At 46.2% G+C, this 23825-nt stretch carries 17 protein-coding genes and 1 riboswitch; of the genes, 9 read left to right on the top strand and 8 right to left on the bottom strand.

All coding sequences use genetic code 11. The annotated features are described in order from the left end of the window. Nucleotides 1–38: 38 nt before the first annotated feature. The 3 genes from ISX59_RS10660 to ISX59_RS10650 are packed head-to-tail and all read left to right on the top strand — an operon-like array spanning nt 39 to nt 4370. Nucleotides 39–1385, top strand: coding sequence for a gliding motility-associated protein GldE (locus tag ISX59_RS10660; protein WP_032541353.1), 1347 nt, complete (start codon nt 39–41; stop codon nt 1383–1385). Nucleotides 1386–1392: 7 nt separating this feature from the next. Next, nucleotides 1393–2043: a 4'-phosphopantetheinyl transferase superfamily protein gene (locus tag ISX59_RS10655; RefSeq protein WP_220575907.1), complete on the top strand. Its 651-nt coding sequence runs from the start codon at nt 1393–1395 to the stop codon at nt 2041–2043. Nucleotides 2044–2063: 20 nt separating this feature from the next. Then, nucleotides 2064–4370, top strand: a complete 2307-nt coding sequence (locus ISX59_RS10650) for a hypothetical protein (RefSeq protein ID WP_220575906.1) — start codon at nt 2064–2066, stop codon at nt 4368–4370. Between the two features lie 82 nt (nt 4371–4452). Here ISX59_RS10650 and ISX59_RS10645 read toward each other — a convergent pair whose 3' ends face one another. After that, the gene (locus tag ISX59_RS10645) at nt 4453–4668 is read right to left on the bottom strand and encodes a (4Fe-4S)-binding protein (RefSeq protein ID WP_005776344.1); all 216 of its coding nucleotides are present in this window, start codon (nt 4666–4668) and stop codon (nt 4453–4455) included. A 14-nt stretch (nt 4669–4682) separates the two neighbouring features. Then, the gene (locus ISX59_RS10640) at nt 4683–4985 is read right to left on the bottom strand and encodes a GNAT family N-acetyltransferase (RefSeq protein WP_044301665.1); all 303 of its coding nucleotides are present in this window, start codon (nt 4983–4985) and stop codon (nt 4683–4685) included. Between the two features lie 286 nt (nt 4986–5271). Between ISX59_RS10640 and ISX59_RS10635 the strand changes: the two genes are divergently transcribed. Genes ISX59_RS10635 through ISX59_RS10620 form a run of 4 tightly spaced genes read left to right on the top strand, consistent with a single transcriptional unit; the run spans nt 5272 to nt 9886 of the window. Next, nucleotides 5272–6135, top strand: coding sequence for a FimB/Mfa2 family fimbrial subunit (locus ISX59_RS10635; protein WP_220575905.1), 864 nt, complete (start codon nt 5272–5274; stop codon nt 6133–6135). 43 nt (nt 6136–6178) lie between these two features. Beyond that, nucleotides 6179–7264 carry a FimB/Mfa2 family fimbrial subunit gene (locus ISX59_RS10630; RefSeq protein WP_220575904.1) on the top strand — a complete coding sequence of 362 codons (1086 nt, stop codon included), beginning with the start codon at nt 6179–6181 and terminating at the stop codon, nt 7262–7264. A gap of 26 nt (nt 7265–7290) precedes the next feature. Continuing rightward, nucleotides 7291–8322 (top strand): hypothetical protein, encoded by a 1032-nt coding sequence (locus ISX59_RS10625; RefSeq protein WP_220575903.1) that lies wholly within the window; start codon nt 7291–7293, stop codon nt 8320–8322. Nucleotides 8323–8347: 25 nt separating this feature from the next. Then, complete coding sequence (locus tag ISX59_RS10620; protein WP_005809315.1) at nt 8348–9886, top strand: FimB/Mfa2 family fimbrial subunit; 1539 nt, start codon at nt 8348–8350, stop codon at nt 9884–9886. A 169-nt stretch (nt 9887–10055) separates the two neighbouring features. On the opposite strand, the gene ISX59_RS10615 is transcribed toward ISX59_RS10620, so the two are convergent. The 4 genes from ISX59_RS10615 to ISX59_RS10600 form a co-directional block, all read right to left on the bottom strand. Then, nucleotides 10056–11375 (bottom strand): DUF5074 domain-containing protein, encoded by a 1320-nt coding sequence (locus ISX59_RS10615; protein WP_234072635.1) that lies wholly within the window; start codon nt 11373–11375, stop codon nt 10056–10058. Between the two features lie 69 nt (nt 11376–11444). Continuing rightward, complete coding sequence (locus tag ISX59_RS10610) at nt 11445–13487, bottom strand: DUF5074 domain-containing protein (RefSeq protein ID WP_220575902.1); 2043 nt, start codon at nt 13485–13487, stop codon at nt 11445–11447. Between the two features lie 46 nt (nt 13488–13533). Continuing rightward, nucleotides 13534–15570, bottom strand: coding sequence for a TonB-dependent siderophore receptor (locus ISX59_RS10605; RefSeq protein WP_220575901.1), 2037 nt, complete (start codon nt 15568–15570; stop codon nt 13534–13536). Between the two features lie 170 nt (nt 15571–15740). Continuing rightward, a riboswitch (cobalamin riboswitch) is annotated at nt 15741–15950 on the bottom strand. 749 nt (nt 15951–16699) lie between these two features. Then, a complete protein-coding gene (locus ISX59_RS10600; RefSeq protein ID WP_005809307.1) occupies nt 16700–17635 on the bottom strand; it encodes a DUF5106 domain-containing protein in 936 nt (311 codons plus the stop codon). A gap of 94 nt (nt 17636–17729) precedes the next feature. Here ISX59_RS10600 and ISX59_RS10595 point away from each other — a divergent pair, with 94 nt between their 5' ends. Further along, nucleotides 17730–19568, top strand: coding sequence for a DUF5724 domain-containing protein (locus ISX59_RS10595; RefSeq protein WP_220575900.1), 1839 nt, complete (start codon nt 17730–17732; stop codon nt 19566–19568). Between the two features lie 6 nt (nt 19569–19574). Here the strand turns inward: ISX59_RS10595 and ISX59_RS10590 are convergent, their stop codons facing one another. Both ISX59_RS10590 and ISX59_RS10585 read right to left on the bottom strand, forming a co-directional pair. Beyond that, nucleotides 19575–21356 carry a cell wall metabolism sensor histidine kinase WalK gene (locus ISX59_RS10590; protein WP_005776358.1) on the bottom strand — a complete coding sequence of 594 codons (1782 nt, stop codon included), beginning with the start codon at nt 21354–21356 and terminating at the stop codon, nt 19575–19577. A 223-nt stretch (nt 21357–21579) separates the two neighbouring features. After that, nucleotides 21580–22269, bottom strand: coding sequence for a response regulator transcription factor (locus ISX59_RS10585; RefSeq protein WP_005776359.1), 690 nt, complete (start codon nt 22267–22269; stop codon nt 21580–21582). A 306-nt stretch (nt 22270–22575) separates the two neighbouring features. On the opposite strand from ISX59_RS10585, the gene ISX59_RS10580 reads away from it, so the two are divergent. Further along, nucleotides 22576–23769: a hypothetical protein gene (locus ISX59_RS10580; protein WP_220575899.1), complete on the top strand. Its 1194-nt coding sequence runs from the start codon at nt 22576–22578 to the stop codon at nt 23767–23769. Nucleotides 23770–23825 lie beyond the last annotated feature (56 nt).

The raw sequence follows: 23825 nt of genomic DNA, 5'->3' as shown, positions 1-23825 counted from the left end.
AACTCGCGGCTGCTTATTATTAACTTAAAACCAATATTTTGGACCCAGACGCTTATTTATGCCAGTTGGCAGAAATTTTTAACGGAATATCCGTACACACACCATCATTATCAGCAATAATAGCCATAGTACTGGCCGGTTTGCTCCTGCTCGCTTCGGGCTTTGCTTCGGCATCCGAAATTGCTTTCTTCTCACTCTCACCTTCTGATCTGAATGATATAGAGGAGGGTAATCACCCTTCTGATGGAAAGATCAGCAATCTGCTTGCAGATTCCGAACGTTTGCTGGCAACCATTCTTATCACAAACAATTTTGTGAATGTGACCATCATCATGCTCTGTAACTTCTTTTTTATGAATGTTTTTGTTTTTCATTCGGTTCTCGCAGAGTTTTTGATACTGACAGTCATCCTCACTTTTCTGTTGTTGCTTTTTGGAGAGATAATGCCTAAGATCTATTCGGCACAAAAGACGTTGGCTTTCTGCCGCTTTTCCGCTCCGGTCATCTACGTCCTGCGCAAGGTATTTGCACCGATATCTGCCGTACTGGTACATTCTACCGCTTTTTTAAATAAACACTTCGCCAAGAAAAATCATAATATATCTGTTGATGAACTTTCCCATGCCCTTGAACTGACAGATAAAACCGAACTTTCGGAAGAAAACAATATTCTTGAAGGAATTATCCGTTTTGGTGGGGAGACGGCCAAAGAGGTTATGACTTCCCGTTTGGATGTAGTGGATCTTGATATACGTACTTCGTTTAAAGACGTGCTTCAGTGCATAATTGATAATGCCTACTCCCGCATTCCTATTTATTCCGGTACACGCGATAATATCAAAGGAGTGCTTTATATCAAGGACTTGCTGCCCCATCTGAATAAGGGGGATAATTTTCGTTGGCAATCATTGATTCGTCCCGCCTATTTTGTGCCTGAGACTAAAATGATCGACGATCTTCTGCGTGACTTCCAGGCAAATAAAATTCATATTGCCATTGTCGTTGATGAATTCGGAGGTACATCGGGGATAGTGACAATGGAAGACATTATAGAAGAAATTGTTGGAGAAATCCATGATGAGTATGATGATGAAGAGCGTACCTATACAGTGATCAACGATCATACCTGGGTTTTTGAAGCAAAGACCCAGCTGACAGACTTCTACAAGATTACTAAGGTAAATGAGGACGATTTTGAGAAGGTGGACGGTGATGCCGATACGCTGGCCGGACTGTTGCTTGAGATCAAAGGGGAGTTTCCCGCGCTGCATGAAAAAGTACTTTATCATCATTATGAATTTGAAGTTCTGGCGATGGACAGCCGCCGCATCCTGAAAGTGAAGTTTACCATAAACGAGCCTTCCACAACGGAAGTTGCTTCCTGATTTCATTATGGCATTGTTGTCGGAACATAAGGCGGACTGTTATCGTTGGGGTATCTGGAAAACAGATGAATCTCTCGAAGAACTTTTGGCTTTGCTCCCTGGTCCTGAGAAATACGAACAGCAGCTAAAGCGTTTCTCTTCACCCCACCGCCGGTTGGAGTGGCTTTCTGTGCGTGTATTGCTTTATCGGTTGCTGGGGGAAGAAAAGTCAATAGAATATGCTCCCAGTGGTAAACCCCGTTTGGCGGATTCCTCTTTTTTTATTAGTATTTCCCATACCCGCGGATATGTAGCGGTTATCTTAAGCGCCGTATCCGAAGTCGGTATTGACATTGAGCAATATGGACAACGGGTACACAAGGTTGCACATAAATATATGCGTGAGGATGAAACGACGTCCGTTTATCAGGGAGACGATACCTGGTCGCTGCTTTTACATTGGTCCGCCAAAGAAGTGATGTTTAAGTGTATGGATGTGGATGAAGTCGATTTCCGGGAGCATCTCCGTATAGTACCGTTTCAGGTATGTGAACGCGGAGAATTTTTTGCCGAGGAATATCGTACGGAACGCCGGATGAAATTCCATATCCGATATTTGCTGCATCCGGATTTTGTGATGACCTGGCAGGTGGGGTCTTCGTTTGGAAAAAATGATTGATTTTCAATGAAGTAAACAAAATGATAAATCGTATCTTATTGCTGGTGCTTGTCATTGGCTACAGTATGAGAGTTACTGCTCAGAATCGTATCGATTCCTTATTTACATCTGTTAGCCAACGCTTTTCGGGTTATCCTTCTGAACTGGTGTATTTGCAGACCAGTAAGGAGATTTATGAAACGGGAGAAGATCTTTGGTTTAAAGCATATCAGCTTGATGCGAAATCATTCGGTTTGTCAACCCGGAGCAAGACACTTTATCTGCAAATGTTGAGTGATAAAGACAGTGTAGTCTGGCAAGAGAAGTATCCCATAGAAAACGGTATTGCAGACGGCCACATATATGTGGATACGAAACTGCCGGAAGGGAGTTATCGGTTGGAAGCCTATACCCGTCATTCCTATTATAAAGATACGGTCGGAATATCTCCGGTACGTAAAATCAAAGTATTAAAGAACATCAGCTATAATACTCCGGCAAAAGAGGGAGAGGAGACAGGTGATTTAAGATTCGAACTCTTCCCCGAAGGCGGAAATCTGGTTTCGGGTTTGCCGTTTTGCCTGGCGTTCAAAGCTACTGACACGAAAGGGTATCCGGTCGATGTGGAAGGAGTGCTGTGTGAAGGCGGACTTCCTCTTATGCCATTCAAAAGCAGCCATGATGGAATGGGAAAGTTACTTTTTACTCCGTTTGCCGATAAAGAATACCGGATAGAGCTGAAGGATGGACATAGTTACCTTTTGCCTGAGGTGTATAAACAAGGAGTAGCACTGCGATTATTGAAACAGGATCAGGAACAATTGGAGTTTATCATCTCTCAAACACAAGATTTGCCTGATCAGGAAGTCTGTTTGGTGGGTCAGATGCGGGGGATGGTGTGTTGTGTTGCAAAGGGAATGCTTAAAGACCGTTTGAAGATAAAGATGCCTCTGGTCGAATTTCCTTATCAGGGGATAGTCGAGTTTACTCTCTTTGACAATGCAATGAAGCCGGTTGCCGAGAGGCTGGTGTATGTACATCCCGAAAAGAAACTGCATATTCGTATCGTACCGGAGAAGGAAAGCTACGCTCTTCGTGAAAAAGCGGCCTTACATATTAAGGTAACGGATGATAAGAACCGGCCTGTAAAAGTCAATCTGGGAATTAGCGTTTTTGATAAAGCATATAGTAATCCGGTTGATCCTGTGAATATTCTGACCCATTGCTATCTGTCGTCGCAGATACGCGGTGTAGTTTATCGTCCGTCTTATTATTTTGATGAAAAGAACAATGACCGTGTGCAGGCAATGGATCTGTTGCTATTGACACAGGGGTGGAGACGATATATCTGGGAGTTTAATGGCCCGGTTTATCAAGGAGAAGCGTTTTTAAGCGATGATATATCAGGAGTTCAGGTTACAGGAGGCAGGAAAAAGAGCCGAGAAAAACAGGAGGATAAGCAACTTGTTCAGGTTACGGGTGCTGAAGGTAATTCTGCGTTCTTGTGGACAGACTCGGTAGGACACTTCACGATTGATACGGATCGGATGAAAGAGCTTCGCGGTGGATATATTTATCTGAAACCAATGTTGTCGAAAGAGTTTAAGCCTGAACTGGAGATCGTAGATTACTTTCCGGTGATTGACAGTGTGAGAAGAGAGAAGTATCCCGGTCATTCGGTTACAGTCCGGACACAGGCGGTGAAAGAAGAGTCCGTTGATATGCCGGTTGTAAGCAGTGACAGTATAATCCTGCTGGATGAAGTTGTAGTCAGCCGTAAGGCACGCAGACCATTTAGAGATAAGTTTATGGGGCGGTTAGACAGCATGACACAGATGAGCATGGAAAATGTTTATGTTTGCGGATGTGGCTATCTGCAAAATTATAAACCCGGATATGATGCCCATCCTTGGTGGAAACCTTGTGGTGAACCGTCTGATAAAAGGACTAAACCGGTGGAAGGAAAACAGTATGAAATTGTGAAGTTCAAGCATTTGGGAGGCAATGCCTTCAGCGTTATAGACCGGCAGACTGTGACATATCACGGCCCCATATATTCTGAAAAAGAACTGCTCCGCATGAATAACCTTTGGCGTACGAAAGGATATTATGCTCTTCGCGAATTCTATCAACCGGATGAAGTGGACATGCAGTTGCCTATACCGGATGCCCGCAATACATTGTTTTGGTCGCCTATGGTTGTGACGGATGAGAAAGGAGAAGCCACCGTTTCATTTTATTGTTCGGATATCAATACAGGCTTCATTGGCATGGCGGAGGGAGTGGATGGAACAGGTCTTTTAGGGAGTGATAAATGCGAATTCAGAGTGATTAGAAAAGCTAATTAAGTTTTGTAAATCATCTATGACTACGGATAAAAACAAAAGAATCTCCGGGAACATCTTTTAAACAAGGCTCCCGGAGATTTTTTTATTTCTTTAGTTTATAACTTAGAGCCCCCGATGGACACTTCTTGATTTGAGCAATCAGTTCTTCGGTAGTAGCATTTTCCATCTTTATCCACGGACGTTCTTTAGGGTGATACACATTGGGCAATGTCTTCACGCAGATTCCGGCATGCCGGCAAAGCTCTGGCTGCCATACAATGGTCAGTTCGCCATTGCTGTATTCTATTTGTTTTCCCATAACTGTTTTTTATATTATTGAATGTGAACACCACGAAGTACAATGCGTTTCCATGCCGGATGCTTATGTATGTATCCCGCAACGAACGGACAAAGAGGAACCAAGCGCAGACCTTGCCGCTCAATGTCGGTAAGGACTTTTTCTGCGAGCTGAGAACCTATTCCGTGCCCTCCTAAAGCGGCAGGGACTTCGGTGTGCGTGAGGTAGATTTCACCATTCGAGGATTTGATGTATTCTATTCGGGGAGTATAACTTTCAATATGGAATTCATATTGATGTTTTTCTTCATTGTCTATCAGTTCATAATTTTCAGCCATAATCATTTTTCTTTTAAAAGTTGTTTGATTCTACAACATTTGAAGGTGATATTTTGTTTCCTCCGATTGCCTGTTTATGAATCGTTTAAACAATTGTATACCGGTCATAATTTTAACAGATAATAATGATTCGTGGCAAAACAAATGCATACTCTTTCTGTTGATATTGGACAAATGCGGGGCAACAGCGCTCCGCCTGCAAAACTACCATATGGGAGTATCTTGATTTGGGATACTGATTTCTGAGTGAATGAACGAATTGTTTTATATTTAAACTTTAGAGATTATGAATGGAAGAGTAATACAGATCTTCTGCATGGTAGTTGGCATAGTACTTGCTTCCTCTTGCGGAGACGAATGTCCGGTAGAACAACCTTACTCGGTTCGGGTATCTGTTAAGGACAAGAACTATTTGAATATATCGCAGTTTCCGCAGCTGGGCAGCGTAGACGAGAACCAGCCTTTCCGCACCTATACGGGAACTATTTATTATGCTCTGTACGATGCTTCTACCGGAGCATTGAAAAGAGAGTCGGAGATTGTTCAAATCAATGGTGAAGATAAGGAGTATACTATTTCTTTCGCCGGAATACCCGATGGTGATTATAAATTGGCTGTTTGGGGGAACCTGACTACTGATTACCCCGCCGGCATTTTGCATCAGGACGGGAAGGAGCATACGGATATTTATGTGGCGACCCGTGTCTTGCATTTCTCTCCCGAATATCAGACAGAAGAATTGACATTGGAACGTACCAAGGGAAAGCTGTTGTTACTCTGTTCCAATTTCCCGGCTGAAATAAGTCGGATAGAACAACATGTAAACCACGTTTATCAGTCGGTGGATGCCGATCTTAATTATAGCGGAAGCACGCAGGTTGACAAAAGTGTGCCATTTACCAATATGTTGGAGACATTGCTTGCACCCTCTTCGGTAGATGGACATTCAAAGTTAGCTTTAACTTTCTATGCCACCGATACAAGAGTTTCTGAATCTCCTTATTTGAAATTGCCTGAAATGGAAGTGGACATGCGGCGCAATGAAATAACCGCTGTCTCTATAGACTACAATACATCAGAAGGAATCTGGGAAATCAAGATGTTTATCCGTGGGGAATGGCTCACGATACATCGCCTGGATATCTACTGATCTCTTTTTCCTTATCTATTTATTTAAACTAAACTTTGCTATTATGAAAAAATTAATGTTTCTGGTGGCAGCAAGCCTCTTTGTATTTGCTGCTTGTTCCAACGAAGATGATCCTTCGTCTGAAGTGAATCCCGAAAATAGTGGGATTACATTTGAACTGTCCGCGGTTAATGGTCTGACAGATGGGATTGGAACCCGAATGCCGGTGTATAGCCAGGAGGCTACACAGCATGTCACTCGCGTCAGTGTTTATGCTTTTGTGCAGAACGGTTCGACTTATCTGCATCAAAAGACCTATGATATCACCGGCTGGACCGATGGTACTACTTTCAAACGTTTTGCCGTTCCCGATGCTGACAAGCTTCCTGTAGGGGTATATAAGTTTTTGGCTGTAGGCCGTGACGCAAGTGATCGCTTCTCTGTGACTACGCCGACTTCCGGTAATACCAATTATACGGATATGCTTGCTACTATTATGAATTCGGGCGATGAATCGGAAATCTTTGCAGGTTCGGCCGATGCGGAAGTAATGGCTCAGGGCGGAACTCGTGTCAGCATTGAGATGACCCGTAAGGTGGCCGGTGTACTGGGATACTTCAAGAATGTTCCTCAAGTGCTTAACGGAACCACTGTGAAGTATTTGCGTCTGAAAGTCAGCAACTCCAATCAGCAGGTGAATCTGACTAATGGTGTAGGTATCAATACTGCCGCTACTCCTTATAATATAATAGATATGGATCTTTCCGGCCAGGCTGTTTCCAACGGCGTGTATGTGGGCAACGATTTGTCCGGACAGGGAGTGGTGAAAGTGCCTAATTCACAATTGGGAGGTTCGTTCTATATGCCGGTTAGTGGCGTGAGCATGACTTTAGGGCTTTATGATGCGAGTGGTACCGCTATAAAAGAGTGGACCGTGAGCGACACTAATAGTTCGGGAGCAACACAGTTTAATCTGCTGGCAAATCATTTTTATGCATTAGGTGTGAAAGGTGCTACGGGTAGTGTGGATGGCGGAACACCGGGTAACCCGGGTGACGATGATGCTCCGGTAGATTTGCTGACCGATCAGAATATTGTGATCACTATCAGTCCGGCATGGGAATTGATACATAACCTGGTAATTCAGTAAAAGTAACTCAAAAACAGAATCATGGTATGGCTATGAGAAAGGCAGGCTATATAACTATCCTTCTGACGGGATTTCTGGCAACGCTCTTGTTGGGCAGCTGCTCAACAGATGATGTTGCCGAACTCCCCTTGGAAGAAGGGGTTCCGGTCCGTTTTGAAATAAAGCGGGACGGGGTCATGAGTCGTGCGCTGGGAGATGCAGCTCTTTCTGTCAACAGGATACTGATTCTGCCGTTTCGGAAAACGGATGAAGCATTGCCAAACGATGCAGCTAATTTCGTTCCGGAATATAGCGCAGCCCGACAATTGGATGTCAATTCGTTTCCGGCAGTAGTCACGATGCTTAATCTTTCAGCAGCCTCTACCTATCAGTTGTTGGTGATCGGATATAATCGGAGTGATTATGATTTTGCCAGTGGCGGAGGTGCAACGAAGCGGTTTAATATCGGTTCGACAGGTAATCCGGCTACGTTGGCTAATTTGTATTTGCAACCGGTCAATCCGACGGTAGTTCCGGAGTTCTTTTCGTGTTTCGGAAACGGTTACCAGGGTACAACGTTGGTTGGTCCTGTTTTTAAACCTTCGCAAATCAATTATGTGACAGGTACACTGAAAAGGCTGGTTAGTGGTTTAACGCTCGAAGTGACCAATATTCCCGCATATGTCAACTCTATGACATTGATAGCCGAGCAACTTGTGACGGCTACCCGTGCAACGGATGGGACGGCACTGGCATGGCAAACAGTCGGTGACAGCGGTATAAAAACATTGGCTACTCAGGCACCGGTTTCGGGGAAAGTCAGTTTCAACCAGTTTCTGCTGGCTATTCCGGACAGTAGAAAGACTCTGTTCTATCTGGATGTGTCTTCTTATGGACTCTTCACCGAACGTTATACGGTGAAACTGTCGGATACTCCCGGTGTGGTTTCGGGAAACCGGATTATTTTTACTCCTAATCATTGGGTGAAAGTGACCGGAAGTTATGCGAATATCAATATAGGTTTCACTTTGGCAGGAAACATCAACTTGGATGACAATGCCTGGGATGGCCTTCAATAGAAACTGAAAGCAAAAAGAACCGGAGATGAAAACGAAAGTGATAATAATGATAAGCCTTTTTCTTTCTCTCTTCCTGACGGGATGTGAGAAAGAACTGGTCGAAGTGCCCGGTGAAGATCCCGGGCAACTTCCTCCGGAAGGTGAGCCTTCGGACTTGCCTGACGGATATTTTGAAGTAACCTTCTCTGCCGGATACGGAGGAGGGGATACCCGTACACCCGTCACGGGGACCGATTCACGGGTTCGTCACCTGCGTTACGTCATTTATAAGTCGACAGGTGAGTTTGTGAAAGAAAAGGTGGTGCTGAAGACTACGGATGCTGCTCCTTCCTGGCCGATGGCTGCCTTGAAAGATACGCTTCCGAAAGGACAGTATACAGCTGTATTTCTGGCCAATGTAGAGAAAACACAGTTCCCGATTCCCGTTTCGGGCGGTGGAACCAACTATGCGGATGTGTTGACGAATTACCAGACAACACGTGCGAATGCCCGGATCGTGTTACCCGGTGCGGAGTTTACCGACACTTCGGAATTTTATCTGGCCAATGTATCTTTCTCGGATACCTCTGCCCAACCTTATGTACTGTTGCAGCGCATTATCAGTATGCTGAATTTGCGAAGAGTGTTTGTGGATGCACAAACCGCTTTGAATTCTCTGACCAACAATATTGTGACGCAAATAGGATATAGGAATATAATCCGGACGACGGTACAAGGCATTTTGCCAGGGTTACTGAAAACGGCAATGGACTTGGGAGTGGTTGGTAATGCTGTCTATAATGTTGTTGGCGGACTCGATGCCGCAGTCAATCTGGTGGTGGCGGCATTGGTCGAACCGGTCGTGGATGTACTGTATGCACAACTTTTGCAAGGGTTGGTCAATCAGATAGGGCTGACTCTCTCCGGTAATGCTACGCAGAATGGTGCATTGGGAGCATTGGGCGATTTACTGAATCCCTGGAGGGGCAGTGATGCTGCTTATGCTTTAGTGACCATAAACAATTTCCCTAAGACTGTGGACTTAGACCTGAATGTGAAGGATTTCTATACGGGTAATCATCGTTTCCGGTATGGATTCACACCTACACCCGGTACGACGAATAGTGAGAAGGATATTCTGATCAGAGGTTTTCATGGCCTTTATGACGTACGGGAGATTCATGTTGCCAAACCCGGACTGATCTCCGGATTGTTGGTGGACGATGTGATTGACGGTCCGTTGTTGCTGAATGGAGTATTTGTGAATATCACAGATCCGATACAGGCAACAGTCAATACGAATTACAGGTATCGTTCGAACTATTCGTTTGTCAGCCTGGGGCTGAAATCGTATGCACAACAGAACGACGGAAACCATTCGCTGACACTCTCTGTACAGTTGAAGAATATTGCTAACCTGGATGGTATATTGGGAGGAATCCCCTTACTCGGTCCTGTGTTGAATGGAACCGTTAAATTATTGATTGGCAATATAACGGTTACCGTTCCGGTGAATCTTCCTTTGCTTGGAACCGATAACCTGACGCTGTCCGGTAGCTGGAGCACACCACCGGTGCAGTATTAAAAAATAAAAAGGGGGTGTGTCGAAATTCGTATTCACCACAGACTACACAGATAAACCAATAGATTAAGTTCGCTCTATGGAACTCTGTGTTACTCTGTGGTGAATGATGACACATCCCCTTTTCAATATGGTTATATCCTGGTATGCCGGGGACTACACCTTTTTACTTTTATTCAAAGTCGTAAGTGAAGAATACTCCCGCGGGGAAGCGAGTCGCATTTTTGTAATCCTGCACCAATTTAGTAGTACCGCTTGTGAAGTTAAATACGCCGATGCTGTTGGTCAGGTAATCGTTACCGTAACCTTTGATTGTAGTGACGTATACATCACTGTTTTTCGGATTTACTGCAAGGTTATTGTAAGTCATTGTGGCATTTTGTATGTAATCACCGATTTTAGTCAGCTCTTTGGTCTGATTCTTCGCGAAATCATGGAGATAGATAGTAGTGCTGTTGTTACCAAAATAAATGCTGTCACCTTTGGCGCTGATTGCCGGAGTAGCTCCCCAGCCGGCTGATACCTGGAAACTTCCTAATTTATTCGTTTTCAAGATTGAGTAGTCCTTAGATGATACCTTCATAATCTTTGCCGGAGTGCTGTTGACAGAAACCCATACATTACCGTCCGAAGCTTTTACAACTCCTGTCGGTGTGCCTTCCAAAGCGATGGTTTTTATCACTTTGTTATCTTTAATCACCAGCAGACTGTTGTTGGCTCCTGCAAATACTTTCTGGGCTGTTACCGCCATTCTGTTTTTTATCGCTCCGTCTGTTCCCTCTATTAAACTCAGGGAGGTTGTTGTCGGATCGAACAAGTGCACGCCGTTATTGTCGCGGATGTATACGTGTGAGTCATCCAGAGCGGCTACGTGGGTAGGCCAATTGAGGTCGGCCAGTTGATCCTTGCTGAATCCTTTCTCTTTTTTCAATGTTTCGGCATTGGCAATTACAAGCATACCGTCTTCGCCGCCATTCTGAGAAATGATATACATCTTATTGTTTGCAATGAACAGGTCTTGTGATACAACTCCCAAGTGTGTACCGTTTGCTTCGAAGTATGCTTCTTCCGTCATTTCATTTTCCGGAGAAATGAAGATGAGAGAGCTGGGAGGATTGCCGAAGTTGCCTTCATTCAGAACAAAGGTTCCATATTTGTATTTGCCGTATACGGTGACCGGAAGGTTTACTCTTTTCTCTCCTACTTCCGTAGATACCACCAGAGTTACATAGTATTTTCCCGGTTCGGCTTCAGTAAAGCTGAACTCCTTATCAGTTGACTTCACCTCTCCGTTGACTTCCCATCTTACTTCGGGGTTCACGTTGCTTGTATAGTTGGCGGTCAGTGCGAGTGTTCCACCTTGGATAACTTCGGTCACTCCGCCTTCACTTTCGATGGCGATACCCGTCAGATTAGGGATGGTTTCGTCATCCGAGCAAGAAGCAAATCCTAACGCTAATGCTGTCACAAATAGCAATAGATACTTTTTCATTTTCATTTTTTGAGTCATTAAATTAAGTAATTGGTAAATGTTCATTTCTTATCTCTTTTCCACTTGGTTTTATTTCTTGTAGTGTAAATCTTCCACCGCCTGTATCTCCGTAGAGGCTTCACCCAGCCAGCCGCAGTTCTGGTTGACCGCTGTATAAATCTTCACGAAGTCGATGCCGTCCAGATGAACCGGCTTGCCGTCTTTATCTACCGCCCAGTCTATCTTGAATTGAGAATACTCCGTATTGTTCGGATGGTTGTCGGCATATCCCCAGGCATAACAGTAGCCTACCCAGTGCTCGGGCATGCCCGGACGCGGCTCGTTGATGGAGTTGTCCGCCAGGCGGCTTCCCCGGAATGTGATTTGGTCCGGCATCCATGCCGGATAATAAGAACCTTGGGTGTGATACGTGTTCCGGTAGATGTATCCCTCTTTGCCTTGATTGTCTTTCCACTTCACATCCCCGTCTGCCGGAGTGGGACGGTAGTAAGTGATTTCGTAGTTGCGGATGGTGGCAGGCGAGTTATATTCGCTTCCTGCCAATTCGTACCACTCATCATCCGGCTGTCCGTTGCCATTCGTATCTTTGGATACGAGTACGATTCCCGGTTCGGCGTTTCCTCCGGGTTTATCCAGCAGCGTGCCATACATATCATAATAGGCGTTGCCGTATATCTTGAAGTCATATTCATCGGGGACGTTGCGGATGGTGTGGTCGAATCCCACGGTAATGTTGCCCCCGAATCCTCCGAGAGTGAAGAGGCAGGTGGTGCGGTCCTGCAGCAGTTCGGTGGCGCGTGCCAATACCTGAACGTCGGTGAATCCCTCTTCGTAAGCTGTATAAGAGGTATTCATATATTGTGATGGCGCCGGATTGTACTCCAATACTTTATTAGCGAAGGCACCTGCTTCCGGGTCTGCGGGATTTTCGTCGGGATTGCCTTGCGAGGCTTTGTTCCGGAACAGGACGGTATTGGAGTTGATTCCCACATTGGGCAACTTAAATATAAGTTGTCCCTGCGGGCTGAAGCAGAGCACATCGCCTTTCACCTTGTAGTCGTAAGCGTCGGTGATGTAGATGTTTCCGCTGTAAGGGTTGACACTGATGCTGTAAGGAGTACGTATCGCGGTGCCGTCCGTGATGAAGTTTTCCCGTTCCGTCTTTCCGGTTTTCAGGTTGAACACTTTGATTTGCGAGTCCTGAGTCCGGTAATCATAATTGTATAAATAGGCCATGTTGTCGTGGATGGTGAAACTCAACACCTTTTCGTCGAAGGTCCGTACCACTTGATCGGTATGACCGTCTATTTGCACGAAGTGATAGTCCCCCGCTTCGATATTCTCGCCGTGCGTGGCTACATAGATGTTTCCGTCCGGTCCGGCTTGTATCTTTCCCGGATTAGGACCTACTTCTATCTTCTTGATTTCGGTAAAAGAAGGGATGTCGATCACAGAGACCGTACGGTCTACCCCGATGCCTTCCCAGTCCAGGCCTCCGGAGTTGGAGACATACAACTTCCCGTTCTGCACACAAATGCCGTCGGGATTCCTGCCTGCCCGGGTCAGTGCATCGATAGAGAGGGAAGCGGTATCTATCCGCGCAACGGTTCCGTCAAAGGAGCATACGTATGCTTTTCCTCCCTCGAAGGCGATGTTGCGGGGTTGCCGCGAACTGCCGTTCTCCGATAACATCGGTATCTGTTTGACAGACTTTCCGCTTTGCAAGTCGACTACTTCTATCTGGCTCGATACATTGACTACGATATAGAGTTTGCTGCCATAGATGGCCATATCGTTGGCGGTATCTCCCAGTCCGCGCCGGTTGATACTGCGGAAGTAGTCGGTATTCAGCTGATTGTTCTTGAAGGAATACAAAGCGAGCGAACTGTTGTTCAGGTTGAAGAGCCCTTCGCTGAGAATGTAGAGTTCGGCTGTTCCGGTTTCGACAGGCATACCGTCGCCACCGCCCGAAGGAGTATCCGTGTCTTCCAGGTCGTCACACGAGGCGAAGAGAAGCAGGAAGAGGAGGAAAAGGAAGCTCCCGCCTCCAGCTCCTCTCCGGAAGCGAGGAGAAGAATTGCTTCTGCTGTTATTAAATGGGTTCATTTTCATATTGCTGTTTCTTTTGATAATTACTGATTCAATGTCTGAAGTATCTTTAGTATCTTACTTTCATTGTCACTCTCACTGAGCGTCCCGGCATGGGGAAGTTTTTTACTATCTCGTAATTCTTGTCCAGTAGGTTCAGCACTTCCACTGTCAGGGATGTGTTTACGTTACGGATGCGCTGATCGCGGCTGACGGATACACTATGGTCGCTGTAGCTGTCCAGCCGGTTTTCGCGGAGGTTCTGCCCCAGCATATAGCGCTTGCCCGAAAAGAGGAACGAGTAGGAGAGGTTCACCCACGGAGTCTCGATACCGGCTTGTCCCGATCCGGATACGCGGGGTGTATAAGCGATTTGTTGCTTGTAGGTTTTTCCTCCCGGTTCGGTCATATCCAATGCGCGCTGGTAAGTGTAGTTTCCCGAAAGGTTCACCCGTAGTTTCTCCCAGGGTTGCAGACTGATGTTTCCGGCAACGTCGATTCCTTTGATGTCCACTTTGCCGAGGTTCACCATGCTCCATATAAAGAGGTTCTTGGTGGGTATGGCTATGATTTTGTCTTTTACCTTATTATAATAAGCATCTGCCGTGACGGATACATAGGGGATCAGTTCATTGATCGACCGGCTGTATGTCAGTCCTAAGTTGTATTGCGTCGTGCTTTCCGGTTTCAGGTTCGTGTTGCCCACCTGTCCGTAGTACAGGTCGTTGAAGCTGGGTAACCGGAAGATGTCTTTATAGAACAGGCGGATGCGGAACTCTTCGCCGGCAAAGGGCTTGAACGACGCGCTGACGTACGGAGAGAGTTTCCGTCGGTTGGCTGCGGCGCTGCCTTGGCGCACCTCCTCGTTGATGACCGTTGCCAGTACCGAGGCCGAAGCGGTCAACCAGTCGTTGACGTATTTTCCGGCAAAGGCCGTCAACCACGAATAGCGGGTAGGATACGCAAAATCTTTCAGGTTCGCGTTCAGCCGGTTGATGCTCCCGTCCGTCGAGAGTGAAAATGAGAGGTTGCTGAGCACCCGGTAGAGCGCCGAAGCCGAGAGGTAATACTCTTGTTGATAATAACTGTTTTCCGTTTTGCCTTCCGAACCTTTATAATCAGGATCGAGGTAACGTTGATAGCTCCAGTTCCACTTAGCCGAAGTCTGGAAAACCCATTGGCGGTTGAACTCCTTCTTATATTGGCTTTGCACGAAGACATTCTTGTCCCAGAGGTGCTGTGAAGAGTAGTCGTAATAATAAGTGGTGGCATTGGGCAGTCCGCGGGACGACTGATAATAGTAGGCTTTCAGCCGCCATTGTTCCGTATCCGAAAAGTTGCCGAACAATCCCGCTTCGGCACGGAGGTTTTTCACTTCCGTGTTTTTCCGTTTCTCGCGCGAGCTCAGGTCATTGTTTTCGCCATAATGCAATGTGAAAGGGTAGTGCCCGTCAGCCGACATCCACTCGCCGTTGGCGGAGAGCACCCATTTCCGGTTCAGTTTCTGTTCGATCAGGAGAGACGGATTGACCAGTCCCCACGAACCCGTTTTGAACGAGGCGCTCAGGTTGGTACGCCGGTTGTCTTTGAATTGCGGTGTCAGCGTCTGTATGTTCAGTATCCCGGCGGAAGCGAAAAACCTTGCGGGCTGAAAGATATTATCACTCTGTCCGTTGCTGAGCGAGAGGCGGTTTACATTGTCCAGTGAGAAGCGTCCGATGTCGATCTGCCCCGTCTGGCAGTCGCTGATCGTTATTCCGTCATATCCCACGGCGGTATGCTCGGCTCCGAGGCTTCGCAATGAAACGGTTTTCAGTCCGCCAATGCCGCCGTAGTCTTTCACCGTAACTCCGGCAAAGTGCTTTACGGCATCCGATACTTGCAATACGTTGAGGCTTTTGAGTTCTTCTTTAGAGAACACTTGGGTGGGAGCCATCGCTCTTACTTCGCGGGTGTGGTAAGCTTCGGCAACGGTTACTTCGGGGATTGAATAAATACGGGCGGTATCTACTTTCTGCTGTTGGGCGAAAAGTGAAACGGTAAGCCCCTGGCAGCAACAGAAAGCAACACAGGCGTGTAGTAGCTTAGGCAATCTAAATATATTCATCTTCGTTTTTTTACTGTTAAAATGTCCGGACGAAGTCACTTCGGCCGGACATACTAAATAAACTTGGCAGAGTTTATTATCATAACTTACTTTCTCTGAATCAGAGTGATGAATGAAATGACGGATGGAATAATTCCGGCTCATTAGACTCAACGCTTTTTCCTCGAAAGCAATGAAATAGATGCACAGGCAGGTCTTCTGACTCGTTTCTGTTGATAAGCGCCTTCCCAGGAAAACGTTTCCCAGTGGCAAGTGGTGGTTGCTTACAACAATCTGATGTGAAACTTACAGCAGCGGGACTGTTCAGGATTTGCACCTGATTCCCTTTTAATTGCATCCCCGGTACACGGAGAATACAAACCAATGCACTGCAAAGATAAAAAGAATATTAGAAATAGCATAATAATTTGTGATTATTCGTTATGCATTGCGGAACGGACGGAGCAACATCGGACAGGTCGTCCGGATAGTGTCAGACGGCACATCGGAATGACTTAGATAGGCGATGCCATTTATCTTGATTCCGGAGGGTTATGATGGCAGAATGATGGTTAATCAGCCTTTTGACTGACACACTCTTTCTTTAAAACGGATGAACCGGAGGGAAAACAAGGGGAAAGCCGGCCTTTTCTGTTCCGAAAGCCGGGCTTTGGGTGGATTAGAGCCGGGGTTTTGCGGAAAAGCAGTATGCATTCACTCCAAAAGACGGTTACATTTGCCCCGAAAGAAGTAAGCATTTTCCGAAAATGCTTACTTCTTTTTCAAATATCTCTATATGTTATGCTCCATTACATATGTTGTTATAAAAACCGGGGCTTATAGCTCCGGATTTTGCTCCGGTTGCTCACCCGATATGATCGTTCCGGAAGTGTCGGAAAGAGATGGTTTCAAGGTTAAAACCTGCTTTATGGACGGAACACTTTCCGGTCTCTTTCTTTCGGTAAACAAAAGTGGGAAATTACGGGCAAAGAGATAACCGGTAAATCGAATTGGAGACGTTTTTGAGAGGCGTATCGTGCGTCGGGCCGAAAGAATGGAAAATAGAGAGGCCGGATTATCATTCTGTCAAAATGATAATCCGACCTTCTCCGCATCTTTGGGGCAAATGCTCCGTTTCGGTATGTTTTTCTTAACCGCGCTCTGCCAGATATTGCTCTACCTTTTGCAGGGTGGCGTCTTTCAACAATACGGTTTTGTTCTTATCCAGTAAGTAGAGGGTGGGAATAGCCCTCAGGTCATACAGGTTTTTGTTTTTGATGACCAGCTCCTTATCGTATCCGTTGGTCCATTCTTTCGCGAAATCGCTCCGGTGCTTTTTCCATTCATCCAGTTCTTCATCCGGATAGAGAGACAGCACCTTCAGCTTCTTGTCGGCTATGAATCCGTTGATGACCGGAGAACTCTTTAGCCCTTCTATCATCTCAGAGCAGGCGTGGCAGCCGGGATTGTTGATAAACAGTAACGTGTATTCCGCCGGGAACTGATAAAGCGTACCCTTTGCACCCGAATCCAGTGTATAGGTGAAGTTGAGGGCTTTTGTGCCCAACCGGTTCTTTTGTGCCAGTTCCAGCCGCGCCTGCGGACGTATCTTTTCCGTTTCATTCAGCATGGGGGAGGCTGTCAGAGCTTCCAGCACGGGGATGTAAAGCTCCTCGTTACGCATAGGCGAGTTAGGGTCGTAGAGGTATTTATCGGCCAGTTCCGCAAAGAAGTCCAGCATCTTTTTGTTTTTCCCGGCCCGGCCGATCGTCTCTTTTATGGCAGTTTGCGCATCGGACAAGGGCACATGTTCCAACAAATCGCAATAATCCACCCAAGCCTGTTCGGCAACGTCGATCTGACTGACGTAGGTGGTGTCTGTAAAGTCAAAGCGATCCCAATAGTGCTTTACCATATAATCTGCCCGTTGCGACACCGTGTTCAGCACTACGGGTATGTCGGGTAAATTGAAAACTTTAACCGTATCTTGCTTTCCGTTCTGCTCCTGGCTGGCCGCGGGGCCGCTTTTACAGGCAGTAAGCACCAATAACAGTACAAATGAAAGGTATTTTACATTGCTTATCATAATCTTTTGTTTTGATATGGGACAAAGATAGTATTTTTATTCTATATTTGTACTCAGTGATGAAAACGTTATACACACAACAAACAAGTCAGACATGAAGAATAAAAAAGGACAACCAACTACAGAGGCAATCTTTAAAGGAATACAGTCAGGAGAAGTATTTGATCTTTTTGACAAACTGCAATATCAGATCGTAATTCATGGTGAATTGACCTATAGCGATCCCTGGGGGGAGGTGCATTTGTTCAAAGAACAGTTTGAAAGTGCGAAGCATGATTCGGATTCACCAACAGCGATAGGGTGCTATCCGTTTGCCGATGTATGGATACGGTTTTATGAAGAAGAAGTGCGTGATTACTCACTTCTGTTGGAAATGTGCCTTATGGCGTCACATTCGAGGACTTGTGTCTGGCGCAAAGGCTTCGGTACGTTACTTGATAAATTATACGGAGAAATCCCTTTGGCGCCATACGAACAGGCATTGGAGCGCCTTGAACATCCCTATGCACTGAGTGAGATTCTCTGGGCATTGGAGTGGGATTACCGCGACCAGGAGGTGTATCTGAAGTATTCACACTACGTCCTGCTTCATTTGCTTCCGATGCTTACTCCCAGGAATATCACCTTTCTGTACAGCGTCCGCGAATGGTATGGTTCCTCCCACGATTATCGTGTCGTACTGGTTCATTGCTATTGGATAGATTGCTGGCTGAAACATCCGAAACGTTTGCTGACAGATAATGAGTTTATAACCGATTTTAAGATCCGCTACGAGTTGTACCGCTTGTGTAATTTCCTTTCTTATAAGGTAGAGCCTTATCCGGTTGAGTTTCCCATTCGTGCCGTCGATTTCGGCAGGGCCTACCAGATGGGACTTCTGTCCGAAGATGCCTTGATCACCGAACTGATGGATCGCCCGCTTTCGCCTACGCTGATAGAGGAGGCTGCGGGCTTTTTTTATCAGAAAAAGGGAAGGGACGGACGGATATATACCGACTGCCGGGATTATGATTTCAGTGGATTTAAGAAAGTGCTGGAAAAGGTGACCGTACGCATTCTGGACATCGAACTGGAACGGGGGAAAGCCCGTACCGATGTTACTTCGCTGGCCCAGAAACTGGACGGGGTGTTCGGTGCCGAAGTGATGATCCGCCTGCTGAGCCTGATGGGGAAGGAGAAGTTCATACGACTGGACAAGTGGTACTATGATACCAGCGAAAGCCGTATCGGCATGTTCTGCAACCTGATGCTTCATTGTGTCCCTCTGCCTACGGACACACCGGAATGGTTGAAGATGCTTGCCGAACGTGCCGGCATTACTCCGAAGCGCATGGTCGAGATGGCTGTATATTCCCCCCGTTGGCTCAGGATGACGGAAGGGGCTATCGGTTGGGAAGGGCTGACCGCTGCGGCCGACTTCTTCTATGCTTATACCAGGGAGTACCATCGGGATATGGAAGAGTCGAGATTTACGCCTTACACCACCCTTTCGGCCTTGGAGATTTCTATGGGTGTGCTGGATACGGCATGGTTCTGGTCGGTATACAATACGCTGGGGCGCGAACGTTACGAAAAGGTTTTTGCGGCATCCAAGGCCATTACGGATTCGGCTGGGGTATATAGCAGACTTCGGAAATACACCGATGCGCTTGTCGGGAAGTATACGGTAGAGCAATTGGAAGGCTTGGTGATGGATAACCGGAACAAAGATTGGGTGCGTGCCTATCCGCTTGCCCCGTTTACGGGAAAAGCCCGGAAGAAGGAGGTGACTGAACGGCTCCGCTTCCTCAAGGCTTTCTGGATAAGCAGTGATTCTCTGTCCGGACGCCATTCCACCGAAAAAGAGGCTGTGCAGGTAGCTATAGACAACTTGTCCGGAAACTCCGGATTGGAGAATCTGGACACTAAATGGTTTAAAGACAGAGTGTGGTGACAGGATTTATTTTTCTTTAGCCAAAGTAAATACAAACTCCAGTCCGCCGCCTTGGCTGTTTTTGGCCGAAATGCTTCCACCGTGGATGATGACCGCATTCTTGACAATGGCCAGGCCAAGCCCTGTACCTCCCAACTTGCGTGAGCGTCCTTTGTCCACCCGGTAGAAGCGTTCGAAAAGACGGTTCAGATGTTCGGGCGATACGCCTATACCTGTGTCGGCAAAGCTGAAGTAGTAGAAGTTCTCGTCTTCGCGGAAACAATTGATGTGGATGTGGATATTGTTTCCGGCATAAGCGATGGCATTGTCCATCAGGTTGCGGAAGATGGAGTAGAGCAATGAGTAGTTGCCCCGCATCTGAATCTCCTTTTTCAGTGAGTTGACAACCGTGATATGCTTCTCTTCCAGCTCCAATGACACTTCGTTCACGATGTTGGTCACCAGTACGCTGATGTCCACCTTTTCCATGTCGATCATGTTGGCGGCTTCGTCCATGCGGGTCAGCACGGAGATGTCGCGCAGCAACCGGCTCAGGCGGTTACTTTGTGCATAGCAGCGTTCAAGGAAGACGTTGATCTTTTCTCTTGGGATATTTTCGTTGTTGACGATGGTTTCCAGATAACCTTGGATGCTGCTGACCGGGGTCTTCAGCTCGTGGGCGATGTTTTGTGTCAGTTGCCGTTTCAGACGGATTTGTTCCTCTTCCTGAGTGACATCGTTGATACTGATTTCAAAACTCATATCCTGGAAGATGATGCACTCCACAATGAAGGTCTTTCCGTTCTTGTTGATCGTGATGGACATCCGTTTCTCTTCTTTGCCGACGGGGCGTTTGGGGGCTTTGTTGATGAAGTCCGTTATCTCTTTCAGTTCGCTGATGTTGAAAACCTCTTCTGCCGTTTCAAGGTTTGAGTCCGATATCAGGTTGCTGTATTGCGTAAACAGGTTGTTTACCAGAATTTCTTTCTTGTCTTTGCTGAATACCCCCAGTCCCTCGTGCGAAATCTGGAGGTGTGTGATCAGCTTCTCTCTTTCTATGTAGAGTGCTTCCTTCGTTTCGTGGAGGCGTTTGTATATCTGGATGATATGTTGCGAGATCTCTCCCAGTTCGTTGTGGGGGAAGGCGGACTGCATCGCCATTTCGATAGGCTCGTTACGGTCGGCGCGCATGGCGAACTCCCGGAGTTGATTGATGGAAGTACCCAGTTTGTTGGTGAACTTATAGAAGATGACCATTAGCAACAGAGTGACGATAGCGGTGAACCAGATGTAGTGTGGGTCTGCCTTCAGGTTATTGATCAGGCTGACGCTGTAGGGCAGAGCCGAGCGGATGATATAATCTTTATATAAGGTAGCGGAGTAGAAATAGGGGACTCCGGTGGTTTCGGAGGTGCGGCGAACATCGAAACCGATGCCGTTATGCAGGGCTTTCTGTATCTCTTCGCGTCCGATGTGGTTGCCTAACTGTCCCGTGTTCTGCTCCTGGCTATCGAAAAGAACTTTTCCTTCAAGATTGACTACGGTGATGCGTAAGTCTTTCAGTACGTTATGACGCAGGTAATCGGTGATTATTGGAGTCATATCCTGAGGGTGGTCGTATAGCTTTTCGTACAGCAGGTTGTTGCAGTCCTGCAATTGTATGTTCAGTAACTCTACTTTATACTCTTTCTCCCGCTGATACTGATAGGCCATGAAGCAAGCCGCGAAGACCAGAAACAGGGAGATGACCGAAAGAAATAACTTCCGGCTGAAAGAGAGAAAATGCTTTTGGGTGACAGGTAGGTTCATACAAATTTGTTTTTTTAAGTTGGATTCACCACAGAGTAACACAGAGGACACGGAGTTTTTTTTTAGACATAAGAACAAAAGAACAGATGATTCTTTATTCATTTGTTTTTGAGTTTAATTCACCACGGAGGACACAGAGAATATCTTTCTCTTAAACATCTTAATAAACAAGAGATTAAAACTCTGTGTCCTCCGTGTACTCTGTGGTGAATCGTATTCATTTCTATTCCGTTTCGAAACAATAACCGTATCCCAACCGGGTGACGATACGTTTACCATAAATGCCGATCTTTTTTCTCAGTCGGGTGATGTTGACGTCGATGGTGCGGTCCAGTACGTAGACTTCGTCGCTCCAGATACGGCTCAGGATGTCTTCGCGCGAGAAAACACGTCCTTTGTTCTGTAGCAGCAGGAAGAGGATTTCGAATTCCTTTTTGGTCAGCGGCACTTCTTCACCATCGATGCTTACTTTCTTTTTAGTGATATCGATTACCAGTGACTGATAACTGAGCTGTTCCGGTACCTTTTCCATATCCGAAGTGGCGGTACGACGTAACACGGCTTTCACGCGGGCAATGACCTCACGCAGTGAGAAAGGTTTCGATATATAGTCGTCTGCCCCCAGATTGAATCCGGTGACGGTATCGTTTTCCGTATCTTTGGCAGTAATGAATATGATGGGAACCTGAGCTGTCTTTTTATCTTTCTTCAGGATATTGGCCATCTTGAATCCGGAGATTTCTCCCATCATCACGTCCAATAGCAGCAGGTGATAACTGCTGATATTCATTTTCAGAGCTTCTTCGGCAGAATTGGCTGTATCTACTTCATACCCTTCGTTCTCAAGATTGAACTTCAGAATCTCACAGAGGTCTTCTTCGTCGTCGACCACTAAAATACGGTAATCGTTCATTGTATTCTTTGTTAATGTAATGCTACAAAGTTAAACTTTATTCCTTTTTCTTTTGCAAAGATGGAGGCTTTTTGTTACGAGGGGGTGAAACACGTATTACGATTTGATTACATTTTATCCCGTCTGAGAGCCTCTATAGGCTGATGCGGTTGGTTTTAAACCCGACAGTGCCTACCTTTTAAACCAAAGTTCTCTTGGTTTTAAACTAACGACATCTTGGTTTTAAACCAACAATCCGCAGGTTCGGAGATACTTTATCAACAAAAAAGTCGTATCTTTGTTATGTCAATAAATTGAAATGCCACAATGATTAAGATAGATTTCAGGCAACGCAAACGTGAAGTGCTTTGGACGGTTGTCGCTTTGTTCTTTATAGCAATAGGCGTGTCCGTGTTTAAGTTCTCTTCTGCTACTTCCGGTTTTGAGATAACCGATGAACTGGGAGGGAACATTTTTCCTTCGGCCATCCTTTCGGTGGCAACGACTGATGCCCAGGTCATTCAGCCGGGTGACTCCGTATACTTGGGCAATCCCAAATCATGCATTGCCATCAAGGTAAAGTCCCGTTCCGCCTATAGCCGTGTGCGGATTGACGTAGCCGAAACCCCTTTCTTTTCCCGTTCCGTGTCGGAGTTTGTACTCAACAAGCCCCGTACCGAGTATACGATTTATCCCGATATCATCTGGAACTATGAAGCGCTAAAGAATAACAACCAGGCAGAACCCATCAGCGTAGCCGTTACGGTAGAGATGAATGGGGAAGATCTGGGACAGCGAGTGCGTACCTTCTCTGTACGCAGTGTCAACGAGTGCCTGCTGGGGTATGTGACGAATGGTACGAAATTCCATGATACGGGTATTTTCTTTGCTGCTTATGTCAACGAAGAAAATCCGATGATCGACCAGCTGCTGCGCGAAGCATTGAATACCCGTATCGTCAACCGCTTTCTGGGCTATCAGAATCCGGCTTCCGGAGCTGTGGATAAGCAGGTATATGCGTTATGGAACGTTTTGCAGAAACGTAAATTCCGCTATAGTTCGGTGTCGAACACCAGCCTTTCCAGCAATGTGGTCTATTCGCAGCGTGTGCGTACATTTGATGATGCACTGGAGTCGTCACAGATCAACTGTGTGGATGGCAGTGTCTTGTTTGCCTCTTTGCTCCGTGCCATTAATATCGAACCGATTCTGGTGCGTACTCCCGGCCATATGTTCGTGGGATATTATACCGACAATTCGCATAAGGATATGAATTTCCTGGAAACAACCATGATAGGCGATGTCGATCTGGACGACTTCTTCCCGGACGAGCAGTTAGATTCCACCATGGTAGGCAAATCACAGAATCAGATGTCCCTGCTCACTTTCGAGAAGTCGAAGCAATATGCCAATAAGAAGTATAAAGAGAATGAAAAGGGTATCCATTCCGGTAAACTGAACTATATGTTCCTTGAAATATCGAAAGATGTACGCAGGAGAATACAGCCGATAGGGAAGTGAATCACTATTCCCGTTGTCTGGTTCGTAGCTAAATAATCCTAATAAAACTCTGATAT

The organism is Bacteroides sp. FSHCM14E1 (assembly GCF_019633785.1).
In the GTDB taxonomy this organism is placed as follows: domain Bacteria; phylum Bacteroidota; class Bacteroidia; order Bacteroidales; family Bacteroidaceae; genus Bacteroides; species Bacteroides hominis.
Note: the sequence above shows the minus strand (reverse complement) of the source record. Positions and strands in the feature narration are given on the sequence as shown.

What these genes read in the sequence shown, in the direction of transcription:
- ISX59_RS10625 (WP_220575903.1), top strand. Translation starts at nt 7,291, where the DNA reads ATGGCTATGAGAAAGGCAGGCTATATAACTATCCTTCTGACGGGATTT.
- ISX59_RS10640 (WP_044301665.1), bottom strand. Translation starts at nt 4,985, where the DNA reads ATGGCTGAAAATTATGAACTGATAGACAATGAAGAAAAACATCAATAT.
- ISX59_RS10590 (WP_005776358.1), bottom strand. Translation starts at nt 21,356, where the DNA reads ATGAACCTACCTGTCACCCAAAAGCATTTTCTCTCTTTCAGCCGGAAG.
- ISX59_RS10600 (WP_005809307.1), bottom strand. Translation starts at nt 17,635, where the DNA reads ATGATAAGCAATGTAAAATACCTTTCATTTGTACTGTTATTGGTGCTT.
- ISX59_RS10650 (WP_220575906.1), top strand. Translation starts at nt 2,064, where the DNA reads ATGATAAATCGTATCTTATTGCTGGTGCTTGTCATTGGCTACAGTATG.
- ISX59_RS10580 (WP_220575899.1), top strand. Translation starts at nt 22,576, where the DNA reads ATGATTAAGATAGATTTCAGGCAACGCAAACGTGAAGTGCTTTGGACG.
- ISX59_RS10645 (WP_005776344.1), bottom strand. Translation starts at nt 4,668, where the DNA reads ATGGGAAAACAAATAGAATACAGCAATGGCGAACTGACCATTGTATGG.
- ISX59_RS10615 (WP_234072635.1), bottom strand. Translation starts at nt 11,375, where the DNA reads ATGAAAAAGTATCTATTGCTATTTGTGACAGCATTAGCGTTAGGATTT.
- ISX59_RS10620 (WP_005809315.1), top strand. Translation starts at nt 8,348, where the DNA reads ATGAAAACGAAAGTGATAATAATGATAAGCCTTTTTCTTTCTCTCTTC.
- ISX59_RS10605 (WP_220575901.1), bottom strand. Translation starts at nt 15,570, where the DNA reads ATGAATATATTTAGATTGCCTAAGCTACTACACGCCTGTGTTGCTTTC.
- ISX59_RS10635 (WP_220575905.1), top strand. Translation starts at nt 5,272, where the DNA reads ATGAATGGAAGAGTAATACAGATCTTCTGCATGGTAGTTGGCATAGTA.
- ISX59_RS10655 (WP_220575907.1), top strand. Translation starts at nt 1,393, where the DNA reads ATGGCATTGTTGTCGGAACATAAGGCGGACTGTTATCGTTGGGGTATC.
- ISX59_RS10595 (WP_220575900.1), top strand. Translation starts at nt 17,730, where the DNA reads ATGAAGAATAAAAAAGGACAACCAACTACAGAGGCAATCTTTAAAGGA.
- ISX59_RS10630 (WP_220575904.1), top strand. Translation starts at nt 6,179, where the DNA reads ATGAAAAAATTAATGTTTCTGGTGGCAGCAAGCCTCTTTGTATTTGCT.
- ISX59_RS10610 (WP_220575902.1), bottom strand. Translation starts at nt 13,487, where the DNA reads ATGAAAATGAACCCATTTAATAACAGCAGAAGCAATTCTTCTCCTCGC.
- ISX59_RS10585 (WP_005776359.1), bottom strand. Translation starts at nt 22,269, where the DNA reads ATGAACGATTACCGTATTTTAGTGGTCGACGACGAAGAAGACCTCTGT.